Below are 25579 nucleotides of genomic sequence, written 5' to 3' on the forward strand. Positions count from 1 at the left end.
GGAGGGTCCGGTGAGCGCGCCGCCCACCCCCGCGCCCACGCTCGACGGAGCGCTGCGGGCACAGCCTCCGTCCCCCGGGGCGCTGCTGCCCCGCACGCCGGCCCCCGGCCCCCGGCCGAGCCCGGCCCTCCAGCTCGTCCTCGCCCTGGTCTGCGCGGGATACGCCGTCGGTTCCGCGCTCGGCTGGGGTTCGGACGAAGTGGCCCTGTTCATGGGCGACTTCGGGCTGAGCGCCGCGGCGGCCACCGCCGCCGTGTCGTGCTTCCTCTACGGCCGCAGCCGCCGCACCCGCTTTCGACCCGCCTGGCTGCTGTTCGGCCTCTCCTCGGCCATGGCGTCCCTGGGCAACCTGGTCTGGGGGTGGTACGAGGTCGTCCTCGGGCAGCCCGTGCCCACCCCCAGCTACGCCGACCTGTTCTTCCTCTGCTTCGCGCCGCCCGCGATCGTCGGGCTGCTCGTGCTCGCCAAGCGGCCGGTCACCAAGGCCGGCTGGGTCTGCCTCGGGCTGGACGCCTGGCTGATCGGCGGCTCGCTGCTCACCCTGGCCTGGAGCCTCGCCCTCGCCCAGGCCGCGAAGTCCGAAGGGCCCGGCGTGGCGCACACCGCGCTGTCGCTGGCCTACCCACTGCTCGACATCGCCCTGGTCAGCATGGTGCTCGCGCTGCACTTCAGGCGCTCCGCGGTGAACCGCTCCGCCGTCAACACCGCGATCGGCGCGCTCGCGCTGACCGTGATGTGCGACGCGCTGTTCATGTCACCGCTGATGCACCACGAGTACCGCTCCGGCCAGCTGCTCGACGCGGGCTGGTTCGCCGGCTCGCTGCTCCTGGCGTACGCCCCGTGGGCCGCGTCCCGCACGCCGGACACCGACCGGTACGGCCCGGACCGGCACAGCACGGCAGGGCACACGCGCGTGGTGCACGGGCACGTGCCCGTGCAGCGCAGCGGCCCGCACCACCTTCCGCCCCTGCCCGGAGGCGAGCTCGGCCGGTATCCGGCCGCCCGGCCCATCTCCGGCTCCCTCGCTGCCCTCACGCCGTATCTCGCGGCGGCCGTGTGCACCCTGGGGATCCTCTACAACGTCCTCAACGGCCGCAGCGTCGACCGCGTGGTCCTGCTCACCGGCGGCACGGTCGTGCTCGCGCTCGTCGTGCGCCAAGGCATCATGCTGCTCGACAACATCACCCTCACCCAGGAACTGGCCCAGAAGGAGAACCACTTCCGCTCCCTGGTGCAGGGTTCCAGCGACGTCATCATGATCGCCGCACCGAGCGGTGTCCTCAGGTACGTCTCCCCGGCCGCCGCCGGTGTGTACGGCCGACCGGCGGAAGAGCTGGTGGGTACGGAACTGGCCAACCTCATCCACCCGGAGGACCTGGGCTGCGTCGTGCACGAGGTCCGGCGTTTCCTCGCCGCCGACCCCGTCGAGGAACCCACTACGCGCATCGAGTGCCGGTTCCGCTCGGGTGACGGAGGCTGGCTGAACGTGGAGTCGACCGTCAACCGCCATCACGGCGGCCTCATCTTCAACAGCAGGGACGTGACCGAACGGGTGCGCCTGCAGGCCCAGTTGCAGCACAACGCCGAGCACGACCCCCTCACGGACCTGCCCAACCGCGCCCTGTTCACCAAGCGCGTCCAGCACGCCCTGTCGGGCCGCCGCGCCTCCGACCGGGGCGTGGCCCTGCGGAACACGGCCGTGCTGTTCATCGATCTCGACGGCTTCAAGGCCGTCAACGACACCATCGGGCACCAGGCCGGGGACGAACTGCTCGTCCAGGCCGCCCGCCGGCTCCAGGAGTCCGTCCGGCAGGGCGACACCGCCTCCCGGCTGGGCGGCGACGAGTTCGCGGCCCTGATCGTCGGGGACAACACCCGCGACCGCGAGGCCCGGCAGCGGCACATACTGGAACTCGCCGACCGCCTCAGGACGACGCTGTCCCAGCCGTACGTCATCGACGGGAACGATGTCCGGGTCAACGCCTCCATCGGTGTGGCCTTCGCGGAGGCCGGCCTCGGCGCGGGCGAGCTGCTGCGCAACGCCGACCTGGCCATGTACCGCGCCAAGGCCGGCGGCAAGGGCCGCGTCGAGCTGTACAAGCCGCAGATGCAGCAGGACGTCGTACGCAAGGCGGAGCTGGCCACGCGCCTGCGGGCCGCGCTGCACGACGGCGAGTTCAACCTGCTCCACCAGCCGGTGGTGTGCCTGGAGGACGGCCGGATCGCGTCGGTGTCCGCGCAGGCGCGCTGGCGTTCCTCGCAGGGGGTGCTGTTCACCCCGGCGGAGTTCCTGCGCGTGGCCGAGGACAGCGACAAGACCGCCGAGCTGGGCCGGTGGATGATCGAGGAGGCCGTCGAGCAGGCCGCCGAGCGGTACGCGACCGGGCTTCGCGCACCGGTCGTCGTCCGGATGAGCGCCCGCCGGCTGCTGGACAAGTCGATTCCGCTCGGCACGATCGAGGCGTTGCTCACGCGGCACGGGCTGCCGTCCGGGGCGCTGGTCATCGAGCTGTCCGACGCCGACCCCAGGACCGGCCTGGACGAGCTGGAGCGCCGGCTGGGCGCCCTCAGGCGCGTCGGGGTCCGGATCGCGCTCGACGGGTTCGGCAGTGGCTACGGGGCGATCACGGCCCTCAGGCGGCTGCCCGTCGACATCCTCAAGCTCGACCGCAGTCTGGTCGAGGGCGTCGTCGAGTCCGCCCGCCTGTATAAGATCACCAGTGGGCTGCTGCGCATCGCCGGCGACCTCGGGCTGAAGTCCGTGGCCGACGGGGTGGATCTGCCCGAGCAGGTCGTCGCCCTGCGCGCGATGGGCTGTACGCACGGGCAGGGCATGGCGTTCTCCGGGCCGCTCGACGAGTACCGGCTGCGCCGGGCGCTCGCTTCGGGCCGCTATCCGGTGCCGCACGGACCGGCCGAACCGGCGCTCGCGGGCGGTGCCCCGCGGGTGTACAGCTCGGGTGTGTCCGCCGTCATCGGAGGCGGTACGGCCCTCCGCTCACATAATGAGACTCCCGTCCCACCCACTTGACAGTAAGTGCGTGCCGGGGAGAGGGTCTGTGCCATGCGCACCCGAATTCTCGTACTTGGACAGCGCGTCGGCTGACGCTGAGCCTCGACCGCTCAGCGACCCCACCCGGCGCGCTCCCCTCGCTTGCCTTACGGCACGAGGGGTTTTTTGTTGCACGGGCGCCTTCCGTGCAGCAGTCGAAAACCGCACAGACTTCGCAAAAAACCCTCAGCATCTGAGAAGAGAATGCCGATGACCGAGCAGGCCACCGGGGCCCATCACCCGCAGCCCCGGCCCCGATCCGGAGGACAGCACTCCGCCCCCGAGCAGGTGACGGGCGCGCAGTCCCTCATCCGCTCCCTCGAGGAGGTCGGCGCCGACACGGTATTCGGCATTCCCGGTGGTTGCATCCTTCCGGCGTACGACCCGCTGATGGACTCCACCCGCGTGCGTCACGTCCTGGTGCGCCACGAGCAGGGCGCCGGTCACGCGGCCGAGGGCTACGCGCTGGCCACCGGCAAGGTCGGCGTCTGCATGGCGACCTCGGGCCCCGGCGCGACCAACCTCGTCACGCCGATCGCCGACGCGCACATGGACTCGGTGCCGATGGTCGCGATCACCGGACAGGTGGCCTCCAAGGCGATCGGCACGGACGCCTTCCAGGAGGCGGACATCGTCGGCATCACCATGCCGATCACCAAGCACAACTTCCTCGTCACGAAGGCCGATGACATCCCGCGGGTGATCGCGCAGGCGTTCCACATCGCCTCCACCGGCCGCCCCGGCCCTGTCCTGGTCGACATCGCCAAGGACGCCCTCCAGGCGAAGACGACCTTCTCCTGGCCGCCGGCCATGGACCTGCCCGGCTACCGCCCGGTGACCAAGCCGCACGCCAAGCAGATCCGCGAGGCCGCCAAACTGATCACCCAGGCCCGCCGACCCGTGCTGTACGTCGGCGGCGGCGTGCTCAAGGCCCGGGCCACCGCCGAGCTGAAGGTTCTCGCCGAGCTCACCGGCGCGCCCGTCACCACCACCCTGATGGCGCTCGGCGCGTTCCCCGACAACCACCCGCAGCACCTGGGCATGCCCGGCATGCACGGCTCGGTGGCCGCCGTCACCGCCCTGCAGAAGGCCGACCTGATCGTCGCCCTCGGCGCCCGCTTCGACGACCGCGTCACCGGCAAGCTGGACAGCTTCGCGCCCCTCGCCAAGATCGTCCACGCGGACATCGACCCGGCCGAGATCGGCAAGAACCGCGCCGCCGACGTGCCGATCGTCGGTGACGCCCGCGAGGTCATCGCCGACCTGGTCCAGGCCGTGCAGAAGGAGCACAGCGAGGGCCACCGGGGCGACTACGGCATGTGGTGGAACGACCTGAACCGCTGGCGCGAGACCTACCCGCTCGGCTACGACCAGCCCGATGACGGCTCGCTCTCCCCGCAGCAGGTCATCGAGCGCATCGGACAGCTCGCCCCCGAGGGCACGATCTTCACGGCGGGCGTCGGCCAGCACCAGATGTGGGCCGCGCACTACATCGAGTACGACAAGCCGGGCACCTGGCTGAACTCCGGCGGCGCCGGAACCATGGGCTACGCCGTCCCGGCCGCCATGGGCGCCAAGGCCGGCGCACCGGACAGGGCGGTCTGGGCGATCGACGGCGACGGCTGCTTCCAGATGACCAACCAGGAGCTCGCCACCTGCGCCCTGAACAACATCCCGATCAAGGTCGCCGTCATCAACAACGGCGCCCTCGGGATGGTCCGCCAGTGGCAGACCCTCTTCTACAACCAGCGGTACTCCAACACCGTGCTGCACTCCGGCCCGGACGACGTCAACCCGCAGGCCCGCGGCACCCGCGTCCCCGACTTCGTGAAGCTGTCGGAGGCCATGGGCTGCTACGCCATCCGCTGCGAGTCCCCGGAGGACCTCGACAAGGTCATCGAGGAGGCGAACTCGATCAACGACCGCCCGGTCGTCGTCGACTTCATCGTCCACGAGGACGCGATGGTCTGGCCGATGGTCGCCGCCGGCACCTCCAACGACGAGATCATGGCCGCCCGGGACGTCCGCCCCGACTTCGGCGACAACGAAGACGACTGAGCGAGAGAGACCGAAGAGATCATGTCCAAGCACACGCTCTCCGTCCTGGTGGAGAACACCCCCGGCATCCTCGCCAGGATCGCCGCGCTGTTCTCCCGCCGCGGCTTCAACATCGACTCGCTCGCCGTCGGCGTCACCGAGCACCCCGACATCTCCCGGATCACCATCGTCGTGGGGGTGGAGGACCTGCCGCTGGAGCAGGTGACCAAGCAGCTCAACAAGCTCGTCAACGTGCTCAAGATCGTCGAACTGGAGCCGTCGCAGGCGGTGCAGCGCGAACTCGTCCTGGTGAAGGTGCGCGCCGACAACGAGACGCGTTCCCAGATCGTCGAGATCGTCCAGCTGTTCCGCGCCAAGACCGTCGACGTCTCCCCGGAGGCCGTCACCATCGAGGCCACCGGCTCCGGCGAGAAGCTGTCCGCGATGCTCAAGATGCTGGAACCGTACGGCATCAAGGAACTCGTCCAGTCCGGCACGATCGCGATCGGCCGCGGTGCCCGTTCCATCACGGACCGGTCGCTGCGCGCCCTGGACCGGTCCGCCTAAGACGGGAAACGGGCGGTCGGCGCGCCGCCGGCCGCCCGTATTCCGAGACCCTCAAGCTTCCCTTCCGCCCCCCGTCATACGGTGGGACGCAACACCTGCACTCCCGAGGAGAGAACCCAAAGTGGCCGAGCTGTTCTACGACGCCGACGCCGACCTGTCCATCATCCAGGGCCGCAAGGTCGCGGTCATCGGGTACGGCAGCCAGGGCCACGCCCACGCGCTGTCGCTCCGTGACTCGGGTGTCGACGTCCGCGTCGGTCTGCACGAGGGCTCCAAGTCCAAGGCCAAGGCCGAGGAGCAGGGCCTGCGCGTGGTGACGCCGTCGGAGGCCGCCGCCGAGGCCGACGTCATCATGATCCTCGTCCCGGACCCGATCCAGGCCCAGGTCTACGAGGAGCACATCGCCCCCAACCTGAAGGACGGCGACGCGCTGTTCTTCGGCCACGGCCTGAACATCCGCTACGGCTTCATCAAGCCCCCGGCCGGCGTGGACGTCTGCATGGTCGCCCCGAAGGGCCCGGGCCACCTGGTCCGCCGCCAGTACGAGGAGGGCCGCGGCGTTCCCTGCATCGCCGCCGTCGAGCAGGACGCCACGGGAGGCGCCTTCGCGCTGGCCCTGTCGTACGCCAAGGGCATCGGCGGCACCCGTGCCGGCGTCATCAAGACGACTTTCACCGAGGAGACCGAGACCGACCTGTTCGGTGAGCAGGTCGTCCTCTGCGGCGGTACGGCCGCGCTGGTGAAGGCGGGCTTCGAGACGCTGACCGAGGCCGGCTACCAGCCGGAGATCGCCTACTTCGAGTGCCTGCACGAGCTGAAGCTGATCGTGGACCTCATGTACGAGGGCGGCCTGGAGAAGATGCGCTGGTCGATCTCCGAGACCGCCGAGTGGGGCGACTACGTCACCGGCCCGCGCATCATCACGGACGCCACCAAGGCCGAGATGAAGAAGGTCCTCGCCGAGATCCAGGACGGCACCTTTGCCCAGACCTGGATGGACGAGTACCACGGCGGTCTGAAGAAGTACAACGAGTACAAGACGCAGGACTCCGAGCACCTGCTGGAGACCACCGGCAAGGAGCTGCGCAAGCTCATGAGCTGGGTCGACGAGGAGGCGTGAGCCGCCGGGCCCGGCCGCCGCAGCGACGCCGCGGCCGGGCCCTTTCTCGTCCGGGTGATCCTTCCGCACAGACGTAAGACGCCCACCGTCGCACCACTACACTGCTGCATATATACGCGTCAGGCCCACAGCGTCGTGCGTCTTCCACGCGGCAAGCACCCCTCCACCGCCTGCGGCCGTCGGGACGGCCGTCCGCAGCACTGGACTTGTGAGGACTCACGTGAGCTCGAAACCCGTCGTACTCATCGCTGAAGAGCTGTCGCCCGCCACCGTCGACGCCCTGGGCCCGGACTTCGAGATCCGGCACTGCAACGGCGGGGACCGGGCCGAACTGCTCCCCGCCATCGCCGACGTGGACGCGATCCTGATCCGTTCGGCCACCAAGGTCGACGCCGAGGCGATCGCCGCCGCGAAGAAGCTCAAGGTCGTCGCACGAGCCGGCGTCGGCCTGGACAACGTGGACGTCTCCGCCGCCACCAAGGCCGGCGTGATGGTCGTCAACGCCCCCACCTCGAACATCGTGACCGCCGCCGAGCTCGCCTGCGGTCTCCTCCTCGCCACCGCCCGCAACATCCCGCAGGCCAACGCCGCGCTGAAGAACGGCGAGTGGAAGCGCAGCAAGTACACGGGTGTGGAGCTGGCCGAGAAGACCCTCGGCGTGGTCGGCCTCGGCCGCATCGGCGCGCTCGTCGCGCAGCGCATGTCCGCCTTCGGCATGAAGGTCGTCGCCTACGACCCCTACGTGCAGCCCGCGCGCGCCGCGCAGATGGGCGTCAAGGTGCTGTCGCTGGACGAGCTGCTGGAGGTCTCCGACTTCATCACCGTCCACCTCCCGAAGACCCCCGAGACCCTCGGCCTGATCGGCGACGAGGCGCTGCGCAAGGTCAAGCCGAGCGTGCGCATCGTCAACGCCGCGCGCGGCGGGATCGTCGACGAGGAGGCGCTGTACTCCGCCCTCAAGGAGGGCCGGGTCGCCGGCGCCGGCCTCGACGTGTACGCCAAGGAGCCGTGCACCGACTCGCCGCTGTTCGAGTTCGACCAGGTCGTCGCCACCCCGCACCTCGGTGCCTCCACCGACGAGGCGCAGGAGAAGGCCGGTATCGCCGTCGCCCGCTCCGTGCGTCTCGCGCTCGCCGGTGAGCTCGTGCCGGACGCGGTGAACGTGCAGGGCGGCGTCATCGCCGAGGACGTCAAGCCGGGCCTGCCGCTCGCCGAGCGCCTCGGCCGGATCTTCACCGCGCTCGCCGGTGAGGTCGCGGTCCGCCTCGACGTCGAGGTGTACGGCGAGATCACGCAGCACGACGTGAAGGTGCTGGAGCTGTCCGCCCTCAAGGGTGTCTTCGAGGACGTCGTCGACGAGACGGTGTCGTACGTCAACGCCCCGCTGTTCGCCCAGGAGCGCGGCGTCGAGGTGCGGCTGACCACCAGTTCGGAGGCGACCGAGCACCGCAACGTCGTCACGGTGCGCGGCACCCTGGCCGACGGCGAGGAGGTGTCGGTCTCCGGCACGCTCGCCGGCCCCAAGCACCTCCAGAAGATCGTCGCCGTCGGCGAGTACGACGTCGACCTCGCGCTCGCCGAGCACATGGTCGTCCTGAAGTACGAGGACCGGCCGGGTGTCGTCGGCACGGTGGGCCGCATCCTCGGTGAGGCGGGCATCAACATCGCCGGTATGCAGGTGTCGCGGGCCGTGGCCGGCGGCGAGGCGCTGGCGGTGCTGACCGTGGACGACACGGTGACCTCCGGTGTGCTGGCCGAAGTGGCGGCTGAGATCGGTGCGACCTCGGCCCGTTCGGTGAACCTGGTCTGACGCATCCCGGGGGCTGACGCCCCCGGGCCTCCCGTTCGCCCCGAACGGGTTCGTCCTCACACGCCGGACGGGCTGAGTCGATCAGCTCGTCCGGCGTTTTCCCGTACCCGGACCCGCCGCAGTGTCACCGTCGCCGCCACCGCCGCCCCGGCCAGCAGCACCGCGCTCGTGACCGCCGCCGCGTGCATGCCGCTGGTGAAGGCCTCGCGCGCCGCCGTCGCCAGGGCGTCCCCCGCGCGCCCCGGAAGCCGGTCGGCGACCGCCAGGGCGCCGCCCAGCGTCTCGCGGGCCACAGCGGGCGCCGAGGCCGGGATCTCATGGCGGTAGACGGCCGTGCCGATGGAGCCGAGGAACGCCATGCTCAGCGCACCGCCGAATTCCGTGCCGGTCTCCAGCAGCGACGAGGCCGCGCCCGCCTTCTCCACCGGGGCGGCGCTCAGGGCCAGGTCGGCCACCTGGGACATGACGGCGACGACACCGCAGGCCAGGACGGCACACGCGGCCAGCAGCAGCCAGAGGGAGTCCGTGCCCGTCAGGGCCAGCAGGACATAGCCGCACCCGGTGACCGCGAAGCCTCCGCCGACGACGTACGCGCGGGGAACGCCCCGCTGCACGAGCTGCGCGCTGACCGGGGCCGCCAGCCCGATGGGCACCGAAGGCAGCAGGCTCCACAGCGCTGCTTCGAGAGGGCTCTTGTCCAGGACCGACTGGATGTACTGGGTCGTGAAGTAGGCCGAGCCCATCATGCCGAACGCGGCGACGAGGTTGAGGACGACGGCCGGGCTGAAGCCTCGGCTGCGGAACAGCGCCGGCGAGATCATCGGTGACACCGCCGTGCGCTGGCGGTGGACGAACAGCGCGGCGAAGAGCAGGCCGACCGTGACCGACAGGGCGTACCGCACGTTCCAGCCCTCCGACGCGAGCTCCTTCAGGCCGTAGATCACGGGGAGCACCGCCGCCATCGACAGGGGCACGCTCAGCCAGTCGAAGCGGCCCGGGCGCGGGCTTTTCGACTCGGGCAGCAGGACCGGCCCCAGGACCAGGAGCAGCACCATGGCGGGCAGGTTGACCAGGAAGACCGAGCCCCACCAGAAGTGCTCGACGAGCACCCCGCTCAGCACCGAGCCGAGCGCGATGCCGGCCGTCATCACACCCGACCACACGCCGATCGCCTTGGTGCGCTGCGCGGGGTCGGTGAACATCGTGCGCACCAGCGCCATCGTCGACGGCATCAGCGTCGCGCCGCCGATGCCGAGGACCGCGCGGGCGGCGATCAGGGTCTCGGCACTGTTCGCGTAGGCCGCGACCAGGGAGGCCGTGCCGAAGGCGGCGGCGCCGAACAGCAGGAGCCTGCGGCGGCCGATGCGGTCGCCGAGGGAGCCCATCGTCATCAGCAGGCCGGCCAGGACGAAGCCGTAGATGTCGAAGATCCACAGCTGTTGGGTGGCGCTCGGTTCCAGATCGGCGCTGATCGCGGGGATCGCGAAGTAGAGGACGGACACGTCCATCGAGACCAGCAGCAACGGCAGCATCAGCACGCCGAGCGCCGTCCATTCGCGGCGGCCGGCGCGGGCCGGCGGGGTGGGGTTCGTCGTCATGGGCAGGACTGTACGGGCGTCTTAAACGCTTGTCTAGTACGACTGTTTAAGACGGATGTATGGATACCGGGGTAGGATGACGGGTCATGGGACACCGTGAGGATCTGCTGGAAGGCGCGCAGCGCTGCCTGCTGGCGAAGGGCTTCCTGCGCACGACCGCGCGCGACATCGTCAAGGAGTCGGGGACGAACCTGGCGTCGATCGGCTACCACTACGGCTCGAAGGACGCGCTGCTGGCGCAGGCGTACGTCGAGATGGTGGAGGGCATGTCGGGCGCATTCGAGGGGGGCGGCGAACTGAGCGGGGAGCCGGGGTCGCTCGAGCGGTTCACCGAGGTGTGGGCGAACATCATCGGCACCATGCGGGAGCCCGGTTCCATGTGGCGGCTCAGCATGGAGATCGTGGCCATGGGGGATCAGCTGCCGGAGGTGCGGGAGCATCTCGCGCGGGCCCAGCGTGAGGGCGCGCGCGGCATCGTGACGCTCTTCCACGGTGGGCGGGAGGAGGACGTTCCGGAGGAGCGGGTGGACACCCTCGGCTACTTCTATCTGACCCTGATGATGGGGCTCATGGCGCAGTGGACCTTCGATCCGAAGAGTGCGCCCGAGGCCCGGCAGCTCGCCGAGGGGCTCCGCCAGGTGATCGAGGCCGCTACCCCGAAGTGACGCTCACGCGCCCCTCGCGCATCTCGACGACCCGGTCCGCGACGTGCCGTACGACCGCCCGGTCGTGGCAGATGAACAGGTAGCCGAGGCCGAGGTCGTCCTGGAGGTCGGCGAGCAGGTTCAGTACGCCCGCGCGCACCGACGGGTCGAGGGACGACACCGGCTCGTCGAGCACCAGCAGCCGCGGTTCGGACGCCAGGGCGCGGGCGATGCCGGCGCGCTGGCACTGGCCGCCGGAGAGTTCGTGCGGCCGGCGGTCGCCGTACGCGGGGTCCAGGCCCACCCGGTCGAGGAGTTCGGCGACCCGGGCCGGGCCGTCGGCGGGATCCCAGCGGCCCTGGACCTTGAGTGGTTCGGCGATGGCGTCGCGGATGCGGTGGCGGGGGCTCAGCGAGCCGTACGGGTCCTGGAAGACGGGCTGCATACGGGGGCGCAGCGGGCGCAGCTCGCGTTCGGTGAGGGACGTCAACTCCCGTCCCTCGAAGCGGACCTCACCGCCGGCCGGGCGGCGCAGCTGGAGCACCGCCAGGGCCGTGGAGGACTTGCCGCAGCCGGACGGGCCGTTCAGCGCGAGGGTCTCGCCGGGGGCCAGGGCGAAGGAGACACCGTCCACGGCGGTGACCTGGCCGTAGCGGACGACCAGGTCGCGGACGTCGAGCAGGGGATCGGTCATGCTGGCTGCCCCTCCTTCAGGAACAACTCGGTGGCCGGGTCGGGGAGTTCCTCCCAGCGATGGCAGGCGACCAGGCGTCCGGACACCTGCCGGGGCTCCGGCTCGTCCGTGTGGCAGGGGCCCGCCGCGAGCGGGCAGCGCGGGGCGAAGGCGCAGCCCGGCGGGAGCGTGCCCGGGGCGGGCGGGGTGCCGCGCAGGGCCGGGAGACGGCGGCCCGGGGGCACGTGCTGCGGGAGGGACGCCAGCAGGCCGGCCGTGTAGGGGGCGCGGGGGCGGGTCAACACCTCGTTCGCCGGGCCGAGTTCGGTGAGCCGCCCGGCGTACATCACCAGCATCCGGTCGGCGTGCCCGCGTACGGCGTCCATGTCGTGCGTGACCAGGACGAGCGCGGCGCCGACCGCCTCCCGCTGCTCGGCGAGCAGCCGCAGCACCTGGTCGCGGCGTTCCTCGTCGAGGGCGGTGGTGGGTTCGTCGGCGACCACGACGTCCGGTTCGTTGATCATGGCCATGGCGATCACGGCGCGTTGCCGCATCCCGCCGGAGTACTCGTGCGGATACGCCCGCGCCTTGCGGGCCGCGTCCGGGATGCCGACGCGGTCCAGGGCAGCGACCGCCCGGGCCCGGGCCTCCTTGCCGGAGACGCCGGCCACCGACCGTACGGCGGCGGCGAGTTGGTCGCCCACCCGGTGCACGGGGGACAGGGCCGACAGGGCGTCCTGCGGGACGAGGGAGATGCGCCTGCCCCGGTGGGCCGACAGGTCCGGGCTGATCATCCCGCTCGTCGTCGCGCCGCGCGGCAGCATGCCGAGGAGCGCGCGGGCCGTGAGGGACTTGCCCGCTCCCGACTCGCCGACAATGGCCAGCACTTCGCGGGGCCGGACGTCGAAGGACAGGCCGCGCACGGCCTCGACTCCGTCGAAGGCGATCCGCAGCTCGCGTACCGACAGCAGTGGCTCAGACTTCAACGGGGATCTCCTTCGTCACCTTGACCGGAGCCGGGGTGACCCGCCGTACCCTCCGGCCCTGCGTGAGTGCCGCGCCCGACACCGCGAGTCCCGCCAGCAGGGCCAGTGCCACCGCCGGGGCGAGGGCCGCCCACGGGGCGCGCTCCACATAGGCGCGGGACTCGTCGAGCAGCAGACCCCACTCGGGAGCGGGCGGCTGGGCGCCCAGGCCGAGGAAGCCCAGCGAGGCCAGGGCCAGGGCGATGCCCGGCAGACGCAACAGGGCGTGCCGGGCGACCGGGGCGGCCACCGACGGCAGGACGTGCCGGGTGAGGATCCACAACGGGCTCGCTCCAATGGCGCGTTGGGCGGTCAGGAAGGCCGAGGCGCGCACCTCCTGCACCAGCGCCGCCGCGTGCGCGGACAGGGCCGGCCAGGAGATCAGCGCGACCGCGAGGGCCGCGCCGCCGGTGCCCGGGCCGACGGCCGCCGCGACCAGGATGCCGACGATCACCGGGGGCAGCGCGTTGGCGATGTCCGCCGCGCCCTCCGCGATCCGGGGCAGGAAGCCCAGGGCGAGCGCGACCAGCAGGCTCAGCAGGCAGACGGCCGCGGCCGTGCCGACCGTGGAGGCGGCGCCGTGGCCGAGACGCGCGAGCACGTCACGGCCGAGGCCGTCGGTGCCGAGCGGATGGACCCAGGAGGGCGCGGCCAGCCGGGCCGTGGTGTTGACGGCGTACGGATCGCGCAACAGGCCCCAGCCGATGGTCACGGCGAGGACGGTGAACAGCGACAACGGGATCGCGGGATGTGCGCGCACCGGCCGTGCCGGGGGCAGCGCCAGCGAGGCGTCCCGCAGGGCCGGGCCCAGCAGCCGCCGCCGGGCGAGCGCCGCCAGCGCGCCCGTGACCAGCCCGAGCGCGAGCAGCGCGAGCACCGCGCCCTGAAGCAGCGGCAGGTCCTGTGACTTGGCCGCGCCGAGCGCGGTACGGCCGATGCCCGGCACCGCGAAGACCGTCTCCACGGCGACCGCGCCCCCGGTGAGCCCCACGGCGACCATCCCGAACTGCGGAACCAGCGGCGGCAGGACGCGCCGCAGCGCTGCCCCCGCGACCCGCGCCCGGCTCACGCCGGCGGCCCGCCACAGCTCCACCCAGCGCTCGTCGAGCACGGCGGGCAGCGCGTCCGCGACCAGACGGCCGAGCAGGCCGCCGCCGGGGACGCCGAGGGCCACGGCGGGCAGGACCATGTTCTCCGGCCCCGCCCAGCCCGACGTCGGCAGCCACCCCAGCCACACCCCGAACACCAGCAGCACGACCGTGGCCAGCAGGAACTCGGGTATGGCGACCAGCATCGCGGCCCACGCCCCGGCCGAGGACCGGCCCCGCACCAGCACCGGCGCGACGAGGGTGCACGCGAGCAGCAGCGCCAGGCCGAGCGAGGCGCCCATCAGCGCCAGTGACACCTGGAGTCCGGAGACCACCGAGGGCAGGACCTCGGTGCCCGACACCCAGGACGTGCCGAGGTCGCCGTGCAGCAGGTCCGAGGCCCAGTGGCCGAGCAGGGACAGGGGCCCGGCGCCCAGACCGAGGTCCCGGCGTACGGAGTCCAGGGCCTCCTTCGTCGGGTCCTGTTCGGCGGAGCGGGCCCGCAGCACGGCGAGTGCCGGGTCCCGGCCGGAGAGCCAGGGCAGCAGGCCGACGGCGGCCAGGACGGAGATCAGGCAGAGCAGGCGGGTCAGGGTGGCGGCGTCCGCCAACCGCCGTATGCGGGCTCTCACTTGACGTAGGTGTCCGCCGTGACCAGTTCCCGCTCGCGCGGGTCGTGGGCGACACCGGTCACGCCGGCGGCGTCGCCCTGGATCACGCGCTCGTGCAGCATGGGCACGGCCGCGTCCGTGCCGAGCACGGCGGCCTCGGCGGCGATGACCGCCTTGCGCCGGGCGTCGCCGGCCGCCGTCTCGCCGGCCTTCTTCAGGGCCTTGTCCACGGCCGGGTCCGCGAGCTGGGAGATGTTGAAGGAGCCGTCGGAGGCGAAGTCGCTGTAGAGGTAGGCGGCCGGGTCGCCGGAGTCCAGGACGGTGGCGCGGGAGAGGATGAACGCGTCGAAGCGGCCCGCCAGCGCGTCGGACTCGATGTTGGCGTACTCGCGGACGTCGAGCCTCACCTTGAACCCGGCCTTCTGCAGCTGCTGTTGCAGCGCGGCGGCGACCTCGGGCAGCTCGGCACGGTCGGTGAAGGTGCCGATGGTGATCGTCCTGCCGGCCGGGTCGCCGGCCTCGGCCCGCTTCACCGGCCCCCGCAGCTCGGCCGCCCACGGCAGGGCGGGGCCGAGCAGCCCCTCGGCGACATCGGCGCGCCCCTCGTACACGCCCTTCACGATCGACCCGGCGTCGATCGCCCCACGGGCCGCCGCCCGCAGTGCGGCGTCCTTGAAGACGCCCCTCTCGGTGTTGAGGTACAGGGTGTTGGTGCGCGGCATGGGCACCTCGGTGATCAGGTCCTGGTCCAGCACCGCCGCCTGCGAGACCGGCACCGCCTCGACGATGTCGGCCTCGCCGGTGCGCAGGGCGGCGGCGCGGGCCGTGCCGTCGGGCACGAACCGGACGTCGATGCCGGGGGCCTCGGCCTTCTTCCCCCAGTAGCCGTCGTAGCGGTCGAGAGCGGCGGAGGAGGTGCCGTTGACCTTCGTCAGCTCGAAGGGGCCGGTGCCCGCGCCGACGGGGCTGACGGCCTTCCCCCGGTAGGCCTTGGCCGCGAGGATCGACAGCTGCGGGGAGCTGAGCCGCTGCGGGACCAGGGGGTCCTCGGTGGCGGTGGTGACGGTGACCTTGCCGCCGTCGGCCTTCGCGGTCAGGTCCACGCCGTCGAGGATGCGGGGCTTGGGGGAGGCGGCGGCGGCCTTGGTGAGCGAGTTGACGACGGCTTCGGCGGTGAGCTTCGTCCCGTCGTGGAAGGTCACGCCGTCGCGCAGGGTGAAGGTCCAGCTCCGGCCGGACTGGGTCCACCCGGTGGCCAATGCCGGCTCGGCGTCACCGTCCGCGTCCAGTTTCACCAGGGTCTCCGCCGTGGACCAGCGTGACAGCTTGAAGGCGTCGTCCGACAGCGGGGACAGCGCCGAGCGTGGGGGCAGCATCATCGCCACGCGTATGCGCTTGCCCTCTGCCCCGGAGTCGTCGGTGGCCGGCTGCCCACCGGAGAAGCAGGCGGTGAGCAGGGCGGAAGCCGCGCTGAGGGCAGCGAGGGGGACGAGACGGGCGGGGACGCGCACGGGACACCTCGGTCAAGGCCTGGTAAAGGACGGGAAGTGTCATGACCGTAGCATGATGACAATCATTTTCAGAAGTGTTCTGGATGGCCCGGCCGTCAGGGGACGGGGCGGAAGTACTTCCGCAGCGCCCAGGCGGCGAGCCGGCGACCGGTGGCGTCGCCCACCTCGTCGGCCGTCCGGGTGTGGATCCCGCCCCAGACCCGGGCGTCGCAGACGTCCCGCTCGTACTCGTGGGCGTAGCGGTAGTGGCGGGAGGTGCCGGTGGTGGTCGACCGGATGTGCAGATCGACGCGGGAGATGCCGAAGATCCCGGTCAGCATGCGCATCAGCGCACCGCCCATGGTGGCGTGGCCGCTGAGGTAGTCGGGAGGGGACGGGGTGGTCAGCAGCGGCTCCCAGTGCGGGTCCGGCCGGGTCGCGGGGTTGCCGTCGGTGTCCGCCTCCCGGATGGCGGTGACGGGCCGCCAGGTGCCGTAGTGGAGTTTGGCGTCCCAGGCGGTGATGACGGCGTCGGCCCGGGCCGTGTTGGCCGCCGCGTACAGGCGTGCCGTCTCGGCGATGTCGAACCCGTGCCGGGTGGCGTGGTCGGCGAGGGCGCCTTGCAGGTCCAGGGAGACGAAGTACTGGCGGTGTCCGTCTGTTGGGGGCTCCGGTGCGAGCCGGTCCGGCCACCGTAGAGCGCGAGTTCGTGGAGGTCCCTGGCGTACCGGGCGGAGCGCAGCGGGGGCGGCGGGCCAGGGCGGAACTGGTGCGGGGAGTCCAGCAGCAGCGGCCGAACCCGGCCGACCCAGGCGCTGGCGAAGGGCTCGTGGCCGGGCGGGGTGGGACGCCAGACGCCGGGGCGCGGGCGGGCGGGAAACGGTACGGACGCGCCGCGGCCGTCGTCGCGGCGGAGCTCGACGATGTGCTCGGCGGCGAGCTTCCCGAACGCGACGCCCTCGTCCTCGGCCTCGCCGTCGGGGATCTCCGCGAGGGTGCCGGCCAGGGCGGCGTCCAGCCGGGGCGCGGCTTTGGGGAAGTGATGCCGCAGCACCTGGTGCGCGGCCGAGGCGGCAGCCGCCGCGGACGAGGCCGTGCGGGGTGCCCGGCCGTCCCACTTGTACGGCGCGAAGCGGCCCTCGATGCCGACGACGGCCTTGTAGACGGCGGTGGAGACGTACGCCTCCCAGATGAACAACTCGGGCGGGGGCGCGTGGGTCTCGGCCTTGATGGTGGCACCCGCCGTGCGCATCCAGTCGGTCACGGCCGACGCGTCCCGCGCGGCCCCGGCCACCGCCCCCGCGGGACGGCCGGCCCCGGCCACCGCCACCGCGGGACGGCCGGCCCCGGCCACCGCCCCCGCGGGACGGCCGGCCCCGGCACTGCGTGGGCGCCCGGCAGCGCGAGCGCGAGCACCCCGTAGGCCAGCCCCGCCATCACCGTTCGCTTCGCAGACCAGGCCCGTCGGTTCCGCACGAGAACTCCTGCCAGCCGATGGCACGCGAGGAGAACCGTGACCGGGCGCGGCGTCCGACGGCGCGCGGGCCGTCCTCAAATCGCCCTTTCGGGCGACGGACTCACCCGGACGGCCCGATGCCGTGACCCTGCGCGAGCCGGGCGCCCTTCAACGCCATGTGCAGGAGCAGGCGGTCCTCGCCGTCGTCCAGGTCCAGGCCGGTGAGCTTCTCGATCCGGGACAGGCGGTAGTACAGGGTCTGGCGGTGGATGCCGAGCTCGGCGGCGGCCCGGGCGGCCTGCCCAGCGCAGTCGAGGTAGACCTCGGCGGTACGGGCCAGCTCCCGGTGGACGGGGAAGAGCAGGGCGTGCACCGCGGGGTCGCGGGCCACCTCCGGCGGCAGCGCGGTGAGCAGCCGGAAGGGCCCGATGGACGCCCACTCGGCGACGGGCCCGAGCCCGGGTTCGGCCAACGCGGCCCGCGCCGCCGCCGAGGCCTCCCACCAGGCGCTTCCCAGTTCGGCGAGACCGGAGCGGGGCGTTGAGAGACCGGCGGCGGCGGACCCGGCTCCGGCACCGTGCGAGGCGCCGTCGGCTGCACCGCGAGGGGTGGGGCCGGGGGAGGTGGGGTCTGCCGGTCTGTCTGAGGTGCCGGCCGTCCCGCGTGAGGCGGTCGCTCCGTGCGAGCCCCGGCCGGTCGGCGCCCGCCCGGCGCCGCCGAGCGGACCGCTTCCCCCGCCCGCCCGCTCCAGCAGGCGGGCCGCCGCTGTCGTCGCCGGAGTCAGTACGTCCGGCGAGCGGAGGCGGATCAGGACGGCCACGCACTGGGACGAGGCCCCCCACGGCAGGGTGCACAGGGCCGTCGCGCCCGGCATCGTGCGGACCGACGGGGCGTCGTCGGGGTCGGCCGTGGGCCAGGGGGCGACGCAGAGCACCGTGTGGAGGCCGTCGGCGCGCGGGCCGAGGGCGGTGCGGAGTTCCGCGATGGCCATGTCGCGCTGCCAGTCGCGGTCGGCTGTGAGGACGGCCCGCAGTTCGCGCGTGAGGTCGGCACCGTGCTGGGCCTCGTCCGCGAGCAGCGCCCCGATCCGGGTCGTGACCTGCATGGCGGCGGACAGCCGGCCTTCGCTCGGGCCGGGATCGTCGTCCAGCAGCCAGACATAGCCGTGGACCACGCCCCGGTGCCGGACGGGCAGGCAGATCCGGCCCCGGTACACCCCGGCCTCCGGCGTCGGCGGGATACGGACCGGGCCGGTCGCACGCGTGATGCCGAAGCCCTCGAACCACGCCCGGACGGCCGCGGTCGAGCGGCGGGTGAGGATCGAGCGGGTGCGCACCGGGTCCAGGGCCGACGGATCGAGGTCGCCCTCGCTGTCGTACGCGCCGAAGGCGATCAGCTCGAAGTCCCGGTTCTCCAGCGTCGCGGGCGCCCCGAGCAGCTCGGAGATCTCGTCGACCAGCTCCTCGTAGTCACCCCTGTGTTCCGACGTCATCCGGGCATTGTCCCGCACCGAAGGGGACCCTTCATACATCTGTCTGAGATCTGCGGCACGGATGCGTGACAGCTGTCGATGGCCGACAGTCGGAGGGATCCTTAGGTTTCACGGTGGTTCTCCGTGCCGTACCCGAAGCGTCATCCGCCCGGGGTCCGGCCATCCGTTGGTTGTGCTCTGGAGGTGCCCCGTGCTGGGTCCCGTGATTCTCGCCGCGTCGCGCAGCGACCGGATGCGACGCCTGGTTTCGGCCGCCCCGGTGACCAAACAGGTCGTCGACCGATTCATCGCGGGCGAGGGTGTCGACGACGTCGTGCCGGTCATCCAGGAGCTCACCGGGCAGGGCCTGGAGCTGACGATGGACGTCGTCGGTGAGGACATCACCAACCCCACCCAGGCCGCCGCCGCGCGGGACGCCTACCTGGAGCTGATCGACCGCCTGAAGCCGCTGGAGCTCGGCACCCGCGCCGAGATGTCCGTGAAGCTGTCGATGTTCGGGCAGGCCCTCCCGTCGCCCACCACCGCCCTATCCGAAGGGCCCTCCGGGCCCGCCCCTGCATTCCAAGGCGGCCACGAACTGGCCCTCGCCAACGTCCGCCCGGTCGTCGAGGCCGCCGCCGAGATCGGCACCACGGTCACCCTGGACGCCGAGGACCACACCACCCTCGACTCGATGTTCGCCATCCACGAGGAGCTGCGGAAGGACTTCCCGCAGACCGGCTGCGTCATCCAGGCGTACCTCTTCCGCACCGAGGCCGACGCCCGCCGCCTCGCCGCGAACGGCAGCCGGGTGCGCCTGGTCAAGGGCGCGTACAAGGAGCCGGGCTCGGTCGCGTATCTGGACAAACACGAGATCGACCGGGCATACGTTCGGATCCTCCGGACGTTGATGGAGGGGGAGGGGTACCCGATGATCGGGTCCCACGACCCGCGACTGATCGCCATCGGCCAGGAGCTCGCCCACCGCGCCGGGCGAAAGCTCGACGAGTACGAGTTCCAGATGCTCTACGGCATCCGCACCGAGGAGCAGCTGCGGCTGGCCGCCGAGGGCCACCGGATGCGCGTGTACACCGCGTACGGCACCGACTGGTACGGCTACTTCATGCGCCGACTCGCGGAGAAGCCGGCCAACCTGCGCTTCTTCGTGCGCAGCATGATCACCAAGGGCTGAGACCGCATTCACCGCTCAGTAAGGAGTTACGGAAAACATGGACGCTGTGACCCAGGTCCCCATCCCCGTCAACGAGCCGGTGCACGGCTATGCCCCCGGCTCGCCCGAGCGTGCCCGGCTGGAAGCCAGGCTCAAGGAGCTGGCCGACAACCCCGTCGACCTGCCCTGCACCATCGGCGGTGAGAAGCGGATGGGCGGCGGCGAGGCCTTCAAGGTCGTCCAGCCGCACAACCACCGGGCCGTGCTCGGCACGTACCGCAACGCCACGCAGGCGGACGCCCAGGACGCCATCGACGCGGCCCTGGCCGCCGCGCCCGCCTGGCGCGCCATGTCCTTCGACGACCGCGCGGCGATCATCCTGCGCGCCGCCGAGCTGCTCTCCGGCCCCTGGCGCGAGACGCTCGCCGCCTCCACCATGCTCGGCCAGTCCAAGACCGCCCAGCAGGCCGAGATCGACACGCCCTGCGAGCTGATCGACTTCTGGCGGTTCAACGTCTCCTACGCCCGCAAGCTCCTGGCCGAGCAGCCCCCGGCCAACTCCCCGGGCGTGTGGAACCGTCTGGACCACCGCCCGCTGGAGGGCTTCGTCTACGCGATCACGCCCTTCAACTTCACGGCGATCGCGGGCAACCTGCCGACGGCCCCGGCCCTGATGGGCAACGTCGTCGTCTGGAAGCCGTCCCCGACGCAGACCCACGCCGCCGTGCTGCTCATGCGGCTGCTGGAGGAGGCCGGCCTGCCCAAGGGCGTCATCAACCTCGTCACCGGCGACGGCATCGAGGTCTCCAAGGTCGCTCTGGAGCACCGCGACCTCGCCGGCATCCACTTCACCGGCTCGACCAAGACCTTCCAGTACCTGTGGAAGACGGTCGGCAACAACATCGAGAAGTACCGCACCTACCCGCGTCTGGTCGGCGAGACCGGCGGCAAGGACTTCCTCGTCGCCCACCCGTCCGCCGACCCGGCCATCCTGAAGACGGCGCTCACCCGCGGTGCCTTCGAGTACCAGGGCCAGAAGTGCAGCGCCACCTCCCGGGCGTACATCCCCGCCTCGATCTGGAACTCCGGCTTCAAGGAGGAGTGGGCCGCCGAGGTCGACGGCATCAAGATGGGAGACATCACCGACCTGTCGAACTTCATCGGCGCCGTCATCGACGAGCGTGCCTTCGCCAAGAACAAGGCCGCCATCGACCGGGCCAAGGAGGACCCCTCCTGCACGATCGTCGCTGGCGGCACCTACGACGACTCCGAGGGGTACTTCGTCCGCCCGACGGTCATCGAGTGCGGCGACCCGGAGAACGAGGTCTTCCGCACCGAGTACTTCGGTCCGGTCATCGCCGTGCACGTCTACGAGGACGACCGGTACGACGAGATGCTGACGCAGATGGAGTCCGTCTCCGACTACGCCCTGACCGGCTCGGTGATCGCGAACGACCGCGCGGCGGCGGCCTACACGGCGGACAAGCTCCGCTACGCGGCCGGCAACTTCTACATCAACGACAAGTCGACCGGCGCCGTCGTCGGCCAGCAGCCCTTCGGCGGCGGCCGTGCCTCCGGCACCAACGACAAGGCCGGCGCCCCGCAGAACCTGATGCGCTGGACCCTGACCCGCGCCATCAAGGAGACGCTGGTCCCGCCGACCGACTACACCTACCCGCACATGGGCTGAGCCCCGCGGCACCGACGGGCCGGGTCACGAAATGACCTGGCCCGTCGGCATGTCCGCGGGAAGACTGGGCCGATGGCCACCCGCGCGCGCACCGCCCACACCGCCGACCTCACCCCCGCCGAACTCGGCGCCGTACGGGCCCTTCTGGACGCCGCCTTCGACGGCGACTTCGGCGACGAGGACTGGGAACACGGCCTCGGCGGCATGCACGTCCTCGTGCACGACGGCTCCGGGCTCGCCGCGCACGGCGCGGTCGTGATGCGCCGGGTGCGGCACCGCGGCCGGTGGCTGCGCGCCGGGTACGTCGAGAACGTCGCCGTACGCGCCGACGCCCGCCGCTCGGGCCTCGGCGGGCAGGTCATGGCGGAGCTGGAGCGCATCGTCGACCGCGCCTACGACCTCGGCGCCCTCTCCGCCAGCGACGACGGCGCCCGGCTCTACACCTCGCGCGGCTGGCGGCTGTGGCGCGGCCAGGTGCACGCCCTCAGCCCGCGGCACGGCGTCGTCCGCCTGCCGGAGGAAGAGGACAGCACCTACGTCCGTCCTGCCCTCGCCGGCCCGCTCGACCCCGCGCACGAACTGCTCTTCGACTGGCGCGACGGAGACGTGCTCTAGGAATCACCGCAGGTGAGCTGGGTGTGGCGTAGTCCACTGTCTCAGATAGTAGGAAGTCCGAGTAATTGTGGAGACAGACGCTCCGGACTCCCTTAGTTTTGTAGGAGCCGAACGTCTCGCTCGACCAAGCGAATGGCGGTCGTGAGCCGGGCACGTGCAGGCAACCCCTGCGGCACCGCTCCCCGCCCCATCTGGGGGCACCTCCCACGCCCTTAAGGCAGTGGGTCTCGTATCTCTCTCTGCGCTCCATGCTGTCGAAGGAGTCGATTTCCCATGGCCGAGACGACCGTCCGCCGCCGAGTTCGTCACGTCTCCCGCACGAGCGAGTCCGACCGCAAGAACGCCGCCGCAGCGCTCCAGCGCGCCCTCGACCGCAGGGACAACGGCGGAAACACCGGTCACTGAACGGATCCGCCGGCCACTGAGCCGTAACACCCCTGATCCGGGAGCCGCACCCGACGAGGCGCGGTGCGGGGCCTCACGCCCCGCGCCGCACCTCGAAATGGTCGATCCGCTCACCGCTCGACGCCAGCGCCGACACCTTCAGCCTCGGCGCGGCGCCGCTCACGGCCTCCACCGAGAGGAACGAGAACCCGCGGTAGCGCACCCGCGACCACTGCACCGACTCCGCCTTCGTGTCCTGGGACTTCGTCCACCGGAACGTGGCGACCGACTCGCGGTCGGCGGTGTTCCCCTCGTAGCTCTCCTTCACGCCGTCCGGGAAGCCGTACAGCTCTTTGCCGCCGCCGCCCGCGGTGACGTACACGATCCCGTCCCGCCTGGGATCCGTCGTCCCGCCGACCGGAACAGGCCTGCCCACCTCGCCGTTCTTGACGGCGTCGATCCGCTCGTACACGTGGTTGTGCCCGTTGATCACCAGGTCCACCTGGTGCTCGGTGAACAGCGGCAGCCACTCGGCGCGCACCCCGCCGTCGGAGGCGTGCGTGGACGTCGAGTACGCGCAGTGGTGGAAGAAGACGACGATGAAGTCCACGTCCTTCGAGGACCTCAACTCGCCGAGCTTGCTGTCCAGCCACTTCGTCTGCCGCCCCTCCGTGTAGCCGAAGTTGGCCGGGAACTCGTACGACACGTCGTTCGCGTCCAATGCGACCACGCCGACGTTGCCGTACGTGAAGGCGTACACCCCCGGCGCCGTGCGCGCGTCGAAGCCGCTGTCCGGCAGGGAGAAACGGGCGATTTGGCCGCCGTAGCCGTCCGGCGAGTACCAGGCCTCCATGTCGTGGTTGCCGGTCGTCACCATCCACGGCACCGACCTGGCCACCGGCTCGGTCTGCTTCAGGAACCGGTCCCACTGCCCGGCGTCGAAGACGTCCGACTCCTTGCCCTTGCCGGTCGGGTCGGCGTAGCAGATGTCGCCGGCGTGGAGATGGAACGCCGGGCTGCGGCGCAGCAGCAGACGGTCGTTGAGGGCCGCCTCGTCGCCGACGCCCTGGTCGCCGAACGCGGTGAACACGAACCGCTCGGGCGGACTGGCCGGGGCCGTGCGGAAGGACGTGACGGTCGACCGGTGCCCCGGGGACGCCGGGTCGAAGCCCTCGTGGCCGACGCCGTAGTAGTACGTCGTGCCCGGGCGCAGGCCGTCCAGCGCCGCGTGCAGGTAGTACTGCTCGACCGCCGGCCGTACGCCCTTCAGCTCCGGGGTGTGCAGGTCACGCAGTTCGGCCTCGATCTTGCGCCCGAGGTCGTCGGGGCGCAGGCCCACCCGGACGTACGGCCCCCGCACCGCCAGCGGCACCTGCCAGGAGATCCGCATCTGCGTCTTCGGGTCGGCGCCGAAGGCGAGGTGACGGCCGAAGGGCGTGATGTGGGAGCCGGGCGCCTTGGACGTGCTCGGCGATGGGCTCCCGGTCGTCGTACCGCCCGCCGGCGCGGAGCCGGAGCAGCCGGTCAGCAGACCGCCCGCGACCGCGCCCGCCGTCACCAGCGTGCGGCGCCGCGACAGCCGCGTGCGCAGGTACTCGTGCTGTTCCGCCATGCTCATTCGGCGGGCGAGCTCGGGCGGGATGCCGAAGTGGGGGATCTCCATGTCGGGTCAATTTCCCATTGAACGCCAACGTCCGCCCCACATACGGGTGAACGGAAACAGTCGGCCGAGTGCGCTCCGCCGGGCGGGTGCCGTACCGCCCGCCCAGCGCTGTCCGCATCACGGACACCCTGTGTCATTCCATGGGACGAGGAGTAGGGTGCCCGCATGTCTCGCAGCATCAATCTCGCAGTGATTCCCGGTGACGGCATCGGCCAGGAAGTCGTGGCCGAAGGCCTGAAGGTCCTCTCCGCCGTCCTTCCGCAGGATGTGAAGCTGGAGACGAAGGACTACGACTTCGGCGCGAAGCGTTACCACGCCACCGGTGAGACCCTCACCGACGCCGACCTCGAGGCCCTGAAGAAGCACGACGCCATCCTGCTCGGCGCGATCGGCGACCCGAGCGTGCCGTCCGGCGTCCTGGAGCGCGGCTTCCTGCTGAAGCTCCGCTTCGCCTTCGACCACCACGTCAACCTGCGTCCCTCGAAGCTGCTGCCGGGTGTCGCCACCCCGCTGGCCGGCGAGCCGCAGATCGACTTCGTCGTGGTCCGCGAGGGCACCGAGGGCCCGTACACCGGCAACGGCGGCACGATCCGCAAGGGCACCGAGCACGAGGTCGCCACCGAGGTGTCCGTGAACACGGCCTTCGGTGTCGAGCGCGTGGTCCGCGACGCCTTCGCGCGTGCCCAGGCCCGCCCGCGCAAGAAGCTGGCGCTGATCCACAAGAACAACGTGCTGACCTTCGCGGGTCACCTGTGGACCAACATCTTCAACAAGGTGGCCGAGGAGTTCCCCGAGGTCACCACCGAGTACATGCACGTCGACGCGGCGACCATCTACCTGGTCACCCAGCCCGAGCGCTTCGACGTGATCGTCACCGACAACCTCTTCGGCGACATCATCACCGACCTCGCCGCGGCCGTCTCCGGCGGCATCGGCGTGGCCGCCTCCGGCAACATCAACCCGTCCGGAGAGTTCCCCTCGATGTTCGAGCCCGTGCACGGCTCGGCCCCGGACATCGCCGGCCAGGGCAAGGCCGACCCGACCGCCACCGTGCTGTCCGTCGCCCTGCTCCTGCGCCACCTCGGCTACGAGGCCGAGGCCGCCCGGATCGACGAGGCGGTCTCCGCCGACCTGTCGGAGCGCACCGGCAAGCCCGCCCGCTCAACCTCGGAGATCGGCGACGCGCTCGCCGTACGAGTAGCCGGCTGACCCGCCGCTGCTTGAACCAAGCCGCCGGGTCGCATCCGCACCCGGCGGCTTCCGCATGTTCCCGCCGGGTGTCACCATCGACCACCGGGCCGCATTCACACCGTTCCGTCCTCCGTCGCCCCCGGGCGATAATCGAACGCGAGGCCGCGGAACGAGGGAATGCTCGGACGTCCTAGCACTGGTCACCATCAGAGCTGTACCGAGC

20 protein-coding genes are annotated in these 25579 nt (G+C 71.6%); 11 read left to right on the forward strand and 9 right to left on the reverse strand.

Annotated elements, in window-relative coordinates; genetic code table 11:
• The first annotated feature begins 10 nt into the window (after positions 1-10).
• The 5 genes from ACIBL4_RS28505 to serA all read left to right on the forward strand — a co-directional run bounded on the left by ACIBL4_RS28505 (position 11) and on the right by serA (position 8586).
• On the forward strand, positions 11-3031 hold the full coding sequence (locus tag ACIBL4_RS28505; protein WP_399414673.1) for a putative bifunctional diguanylate cyclase/phosphodiesterase: 3021 nt from the start codon (positions 11-13) through the stop codon (positions 3029-3031).
• 231 nt (positions 3032-3262) lie between these two features.
• Complete coding sequence (locus tag ACIBL4_RS28510) at positions 3263-5110, forward strand: acetolactate synthase large subunit (protein ID WP_399414674.1); 1848 nt, start codon at positions 3263-3265, stop codon at positions 5108-5110.
• Positions 5111-5131: 21 nt separating this feature from the next.
• Positions 5132-5656: an acetolactate synthase small subunit gene (ilvN, locus tag ACIBL4_RS28515; protein WP_010048631.1), complete on the forward strand. Its 525-nt coding sequence runs from the start codon at positions 5132-5134 to the stop codon at positions 5654-5656.
• A 121-nt stretch (positions 5657-5777) separates the two neighbouring features.
• Positions 5778-6776 carry a ketol-acid reductoisomerase gene (gene ilvC, locus ACIBL4_RS28520; protein WP_399414675.1) on the forward strand — a complete coding sequence of 333 codons (999 nt, stop codon included), beginning with the start codon at positions 5778-5780 and terminating at the stop codon, positions 6774-6776.
• Positions 6777-6996: 220 nt separating this feature from the next.
• Positions 6997-8586, forward strand: a complete 1590-nt coding sequence (gene serA, locus ACIBL4_RS28525; protein ID WP_086565230.1) for a phosphoglycerate dehydrogenase — start codon at positions 6997-6999, stop codon at positions 8584-8586.
• Positions 8587-8642: 56 nt separating this feature from the next.
• Here serA and ACIBL4_RS28530 read toward each other — a convergent pair whose 3' ends face one another.
• Complete coding sequence (locus ACIBL4_RS28530) at positions 8643-10184, reverse strand: MFS transporter (protein ID WP_399414676.1); 1542 nt, start codon at positions 10182-10184, stop codon at positions 8643-8645.
• Positions 10185-10270: 86 nt separating this feature from the next.
• Here ACIBL4_RS28530 and ACIBL4_RS28535 point away from each other — a divergent pair, with 86 nt between their 5' ends.
• Positions 10271-10849, forward strand: coding sequence for a TetR/AcrR family transcriptional regulator (locus ACIBL4_RS28535; protein ID WP_399414677.1), 579 nt, complete (start codon positions 10271-10273; stop codon positions 10847-10849).
• Here the strand turns inward: ACIBL4_RS28535 and ACIBL4_RS28540 are convergent.
• The 7 genes from ACIBL4_RS28540 to ACIBL4_RS28570 form a co-directional block, all read right to left on the reverse strand.
• Positions 10836-11522 carry an ATP-binding cassette domain-containing protein gene (locus tag ACIBL4_RS28540; protein ID WP_399414678.1) on the reverse strand — a complete coding sequence of 229 codons (687 nt, stop codon included), beginning with the start codon at positions 11520-11522 and terminating at the stop codon, positions 10836-10838. The two genes, ACIBL4_RS28535 and ACIBL4_RS28540, sit on opposite strands and share 14 nt — an antisense overlap.
• Complete coding sequence (locus tag ACIBL4_RS28545; protein ID WP_399414679.1) at positions 11519-12487, reverse strand: ABC transporter ATP-binding protein; 969 nt, start codon at positions 12485-12487, stop codon at positions 11519-11521. The genes ACIBL4_RS28540 and ACIBL4_RS28545 overlap by 4 nt, the downstream gene beginning before the upstream one ends.
• Complete coding sequence (locus ACIBL4_RS28550; protein ID WP_399414680.1) at positions 12477-14246, reverse strand: ABC transporter permease subunit; 1770 nt, start codon at positions 14244-14246, stop codon at positions 12477-12479. The genes ACIBL4_RS28545 and ACIBL4_RS28550 overlap by 11 nt, the downstream gene beginning before the upstream one ends.
• Entirely contained in the window at positions 14243-15736 is a 1494-nt protein-coding gene (locus tag ACIBL4_RS28555; RefSeq protein ID WP_399414681.1) for an ABC transporter substrate-binding protein, read from the reverse strand. The genes ACIBL4_RS28550 and ACIBL4_RS28555 overlap by 4 nt, the downstream gene beginning before the upstream one ends.
• Before the next feature lie 95 nt (positions 15737-15831).
• Entirely contained in the window at positions 15832-16062 is a 231-nt protein-coding gene (locus ACIBL4_RS28560; protein ID WP_399414682.1) for a hypothetical protein, read from the reverse strand.
• A 56-nt stretch (positions 16063-16118) separates the two neighbouring features.
• Positions 16119-17069, reverse strand: a complete 951-nt coding sequence (locus tag ACIBL4_RS28565) for a hypothetical protein (RefSeq protein WP_399414684.1) — start codon at positions 17067-17069, stop codon at positions 16119-16121.
• Between the two features lie 223 nt (positions 17070-17292).
• The gene (locus ACIBL4_RS28570; RefSeq protein WP_399414685.1) at positions 17293-18663 is read right to left on the reverse strand and encodes a PucR family transcriptional regulator; all 1371 of its coding nucleotides are present in this window, start codon (positions 18661-18663) and stop codon (positions 17293-17295) included.
• Positions 18664-18853: 190 nt separating this feature from the next.
• On the opposite strand from ACIBL4_RS28570, the gene ACIBL4_RS28575 reads away from it, so the two are divergent.
• The 4 genes from ACIBL4_RS28575 (at position 18854) to ACIBL4_RS28590 (ending at position 22523) form a co-directional block, all read left to right on the forward strand.
• Positions 18854-19834: a proline dehydrogenase family protein gene (locus tag ACIBL4_RS28575; RefSeq protein WP_399414686.1), complete on the forward strand. Its 981-nt coding sequence runs from the start codon at positions 18854-18856 to the stop codon at positions 19832-19834.
• Positions 19835-19871: 37 nt separating this feature from the next.
• Complete coding sequence (gene pruA / locus ACIBL4_RS28580; protein WP_399414687.1) at positions 19872-21503, forward strand: L-glutamate gamma-semialdehyde dehydrogenase; 1632 nt, start codon at positions 19872-19874, stop codon at positions 21501-21503.
• Between the two features lie 72 nt (positions 21504-21575).
• Complete coding sequence (locus tag ACIBL4_RS28585) at positions 21576-22118, forward strand: GNAT family N-acetyltransferase (RefSeq protein ID WP_399414688.1); 543 nt, start codon at positions 21576-21578, stop codon at positions 22116-22118.
• Positions 22119-22391: 273 nt separating this feature from the next.
• Positions 22392-22523, forward strand: a complete 132-nt coding sequence (locus ACIBL4_RS28590; RefSeq protein WP_020271485.1) for a hypothetical protein — start codon at positions 22392-22394, stop codon at positions 22521-22523.
• 73 nt (positions 22524-22596) lie between these two features.
• Here the strand turns inward: ACIBL4_RS28590 and ACIBL4_RS28595 are convergent, their stop codons facing one another.
• The gene (locus tag ACIBL4_RS28595; RefSeq protein ID WP_399414689.1) at positions 22597-24165 is read right to left on the reverse strand and encodes a purple acid phosphatase family protein; all 1569 of its coding nucleotides are present in this window, start codon (positions 24163-24165) and stop codon (positions 22597-22599) included.
• A 165-nt stretch (positions 24166-24330) separates the two neighbouring features.
• Here ACIBL4_RS28595 and ACIBL4_RS28600 point away from each other — a divergent pair, with 165 nt between their 5' ends.
• The gene (locus ACIBL4_RS28600; RefSeq protein ID WP_399414690.1) at positions 24331-25374 is read left to right on the forward strand and encodes a 3-isopropylmalate dehydrogenase; all 1044 of its coding nucleotides are present in this window, start codon (positions 24331-24333) and stop codon (positions 25372-25374) included.
• The last annotated feature ends 205 nt before the right edge of the window (positions 25375-25579 follow it).

This window comes from Streptomyces sp. NPDC050416 (assembly GCF_044458845.1).
Lineage (GTDB): Bacteria > Actinomycetota > Actinomycetes > Streptomycetales > Streptomycetaceae > Streptomyces.

Bases quoted from the DNA above. Each gene is read 5' to 3' on its own strand.
- ACIBL4_RS28590 (WP_020271485.1), top strand. From the start codon at position 22,392: ATGGCCGAGACGACCGTCCGCCGCCGAGTTCGTCACGTCTCCCGCACG.
- ACIBL4_RS28535 (WP_399414677.1), top strand. From the start codon at position 10,271: ATGGGACACCGTGAGGATCTGCTGGAAGGCGCGCAGCGCTGCCTGCTG.
- ACIBL4_RS28540 (WP_399414678.1), bottom strand. From the start codon at position 11,522: ATGACCGATCCCCTGCTCGACGTCCGCGACCTGGTCGTCCGCTACGGC.
- ACIBL4_RS28595 (WP_399414689.1), bottom strand. From the start codon at position 24,165: ATGGAGATCCCCCACTTCGGCATCCCGCCCGAGCTCGCCCGCCGAATG.
- ACIBL4_RS28510 (WP_399414674.1), top strand. From the start codon at position 3,263: ATGACCGAGCAGGCCACCGGGGCCCATCACCCGCAGCCCCGGCCCCGA.
- ACIBL4_RS28560 (WP_399414682.1), bottom strand. From the start codon at position 16,062: ATGCGCATGCTGACCGGGATCTTCGGCATCTCCCGCGTCGATCTGCAC.
- ACIBL4_RS28570 (WP_399414685.1), bottom strand. From the start codon at position 18,663: ATGACGTCGGAACACAGGGGTGACTACGAGGAGCTGGTCGACGAGATC.
- ACIBL4_RS28530 (WP_399414676.1), bottom strand. From the start codon at position 10,184: ATGACGACGAACCCCACCCCGCCGGCCCGCGCCGGCCGCCGCGAATGG.
- ACIBL4_RS28585 (WP_399414688.1), top strand. From the start codon at position 21,576: ATGGCCACCCGCGCGCGCACCGCCCACACCGCCGACCTCACCCCCGCC.
- ilvN (WP_010048631.1), top strand. From the start codon at position 5,132: ATGTCCAAGCACACGCTCTCCGTCCTGGTGGAGAACACCCCCGGCATC.
- ACIBL4_RS28600 (WP_399414690.1), top strand. From the start codon at position 24,331: ATGTCTCGCAGCATCAATCTCGCAGTGATTCCCGGTGACGGCATCGGC.
- pruA (WP_399414687.1), top strand. From the start codon at position 19,872: ATGGACGCTGTGACCCAGGTCCCCATCCCCGTCAACGAGCCGGTGCAC.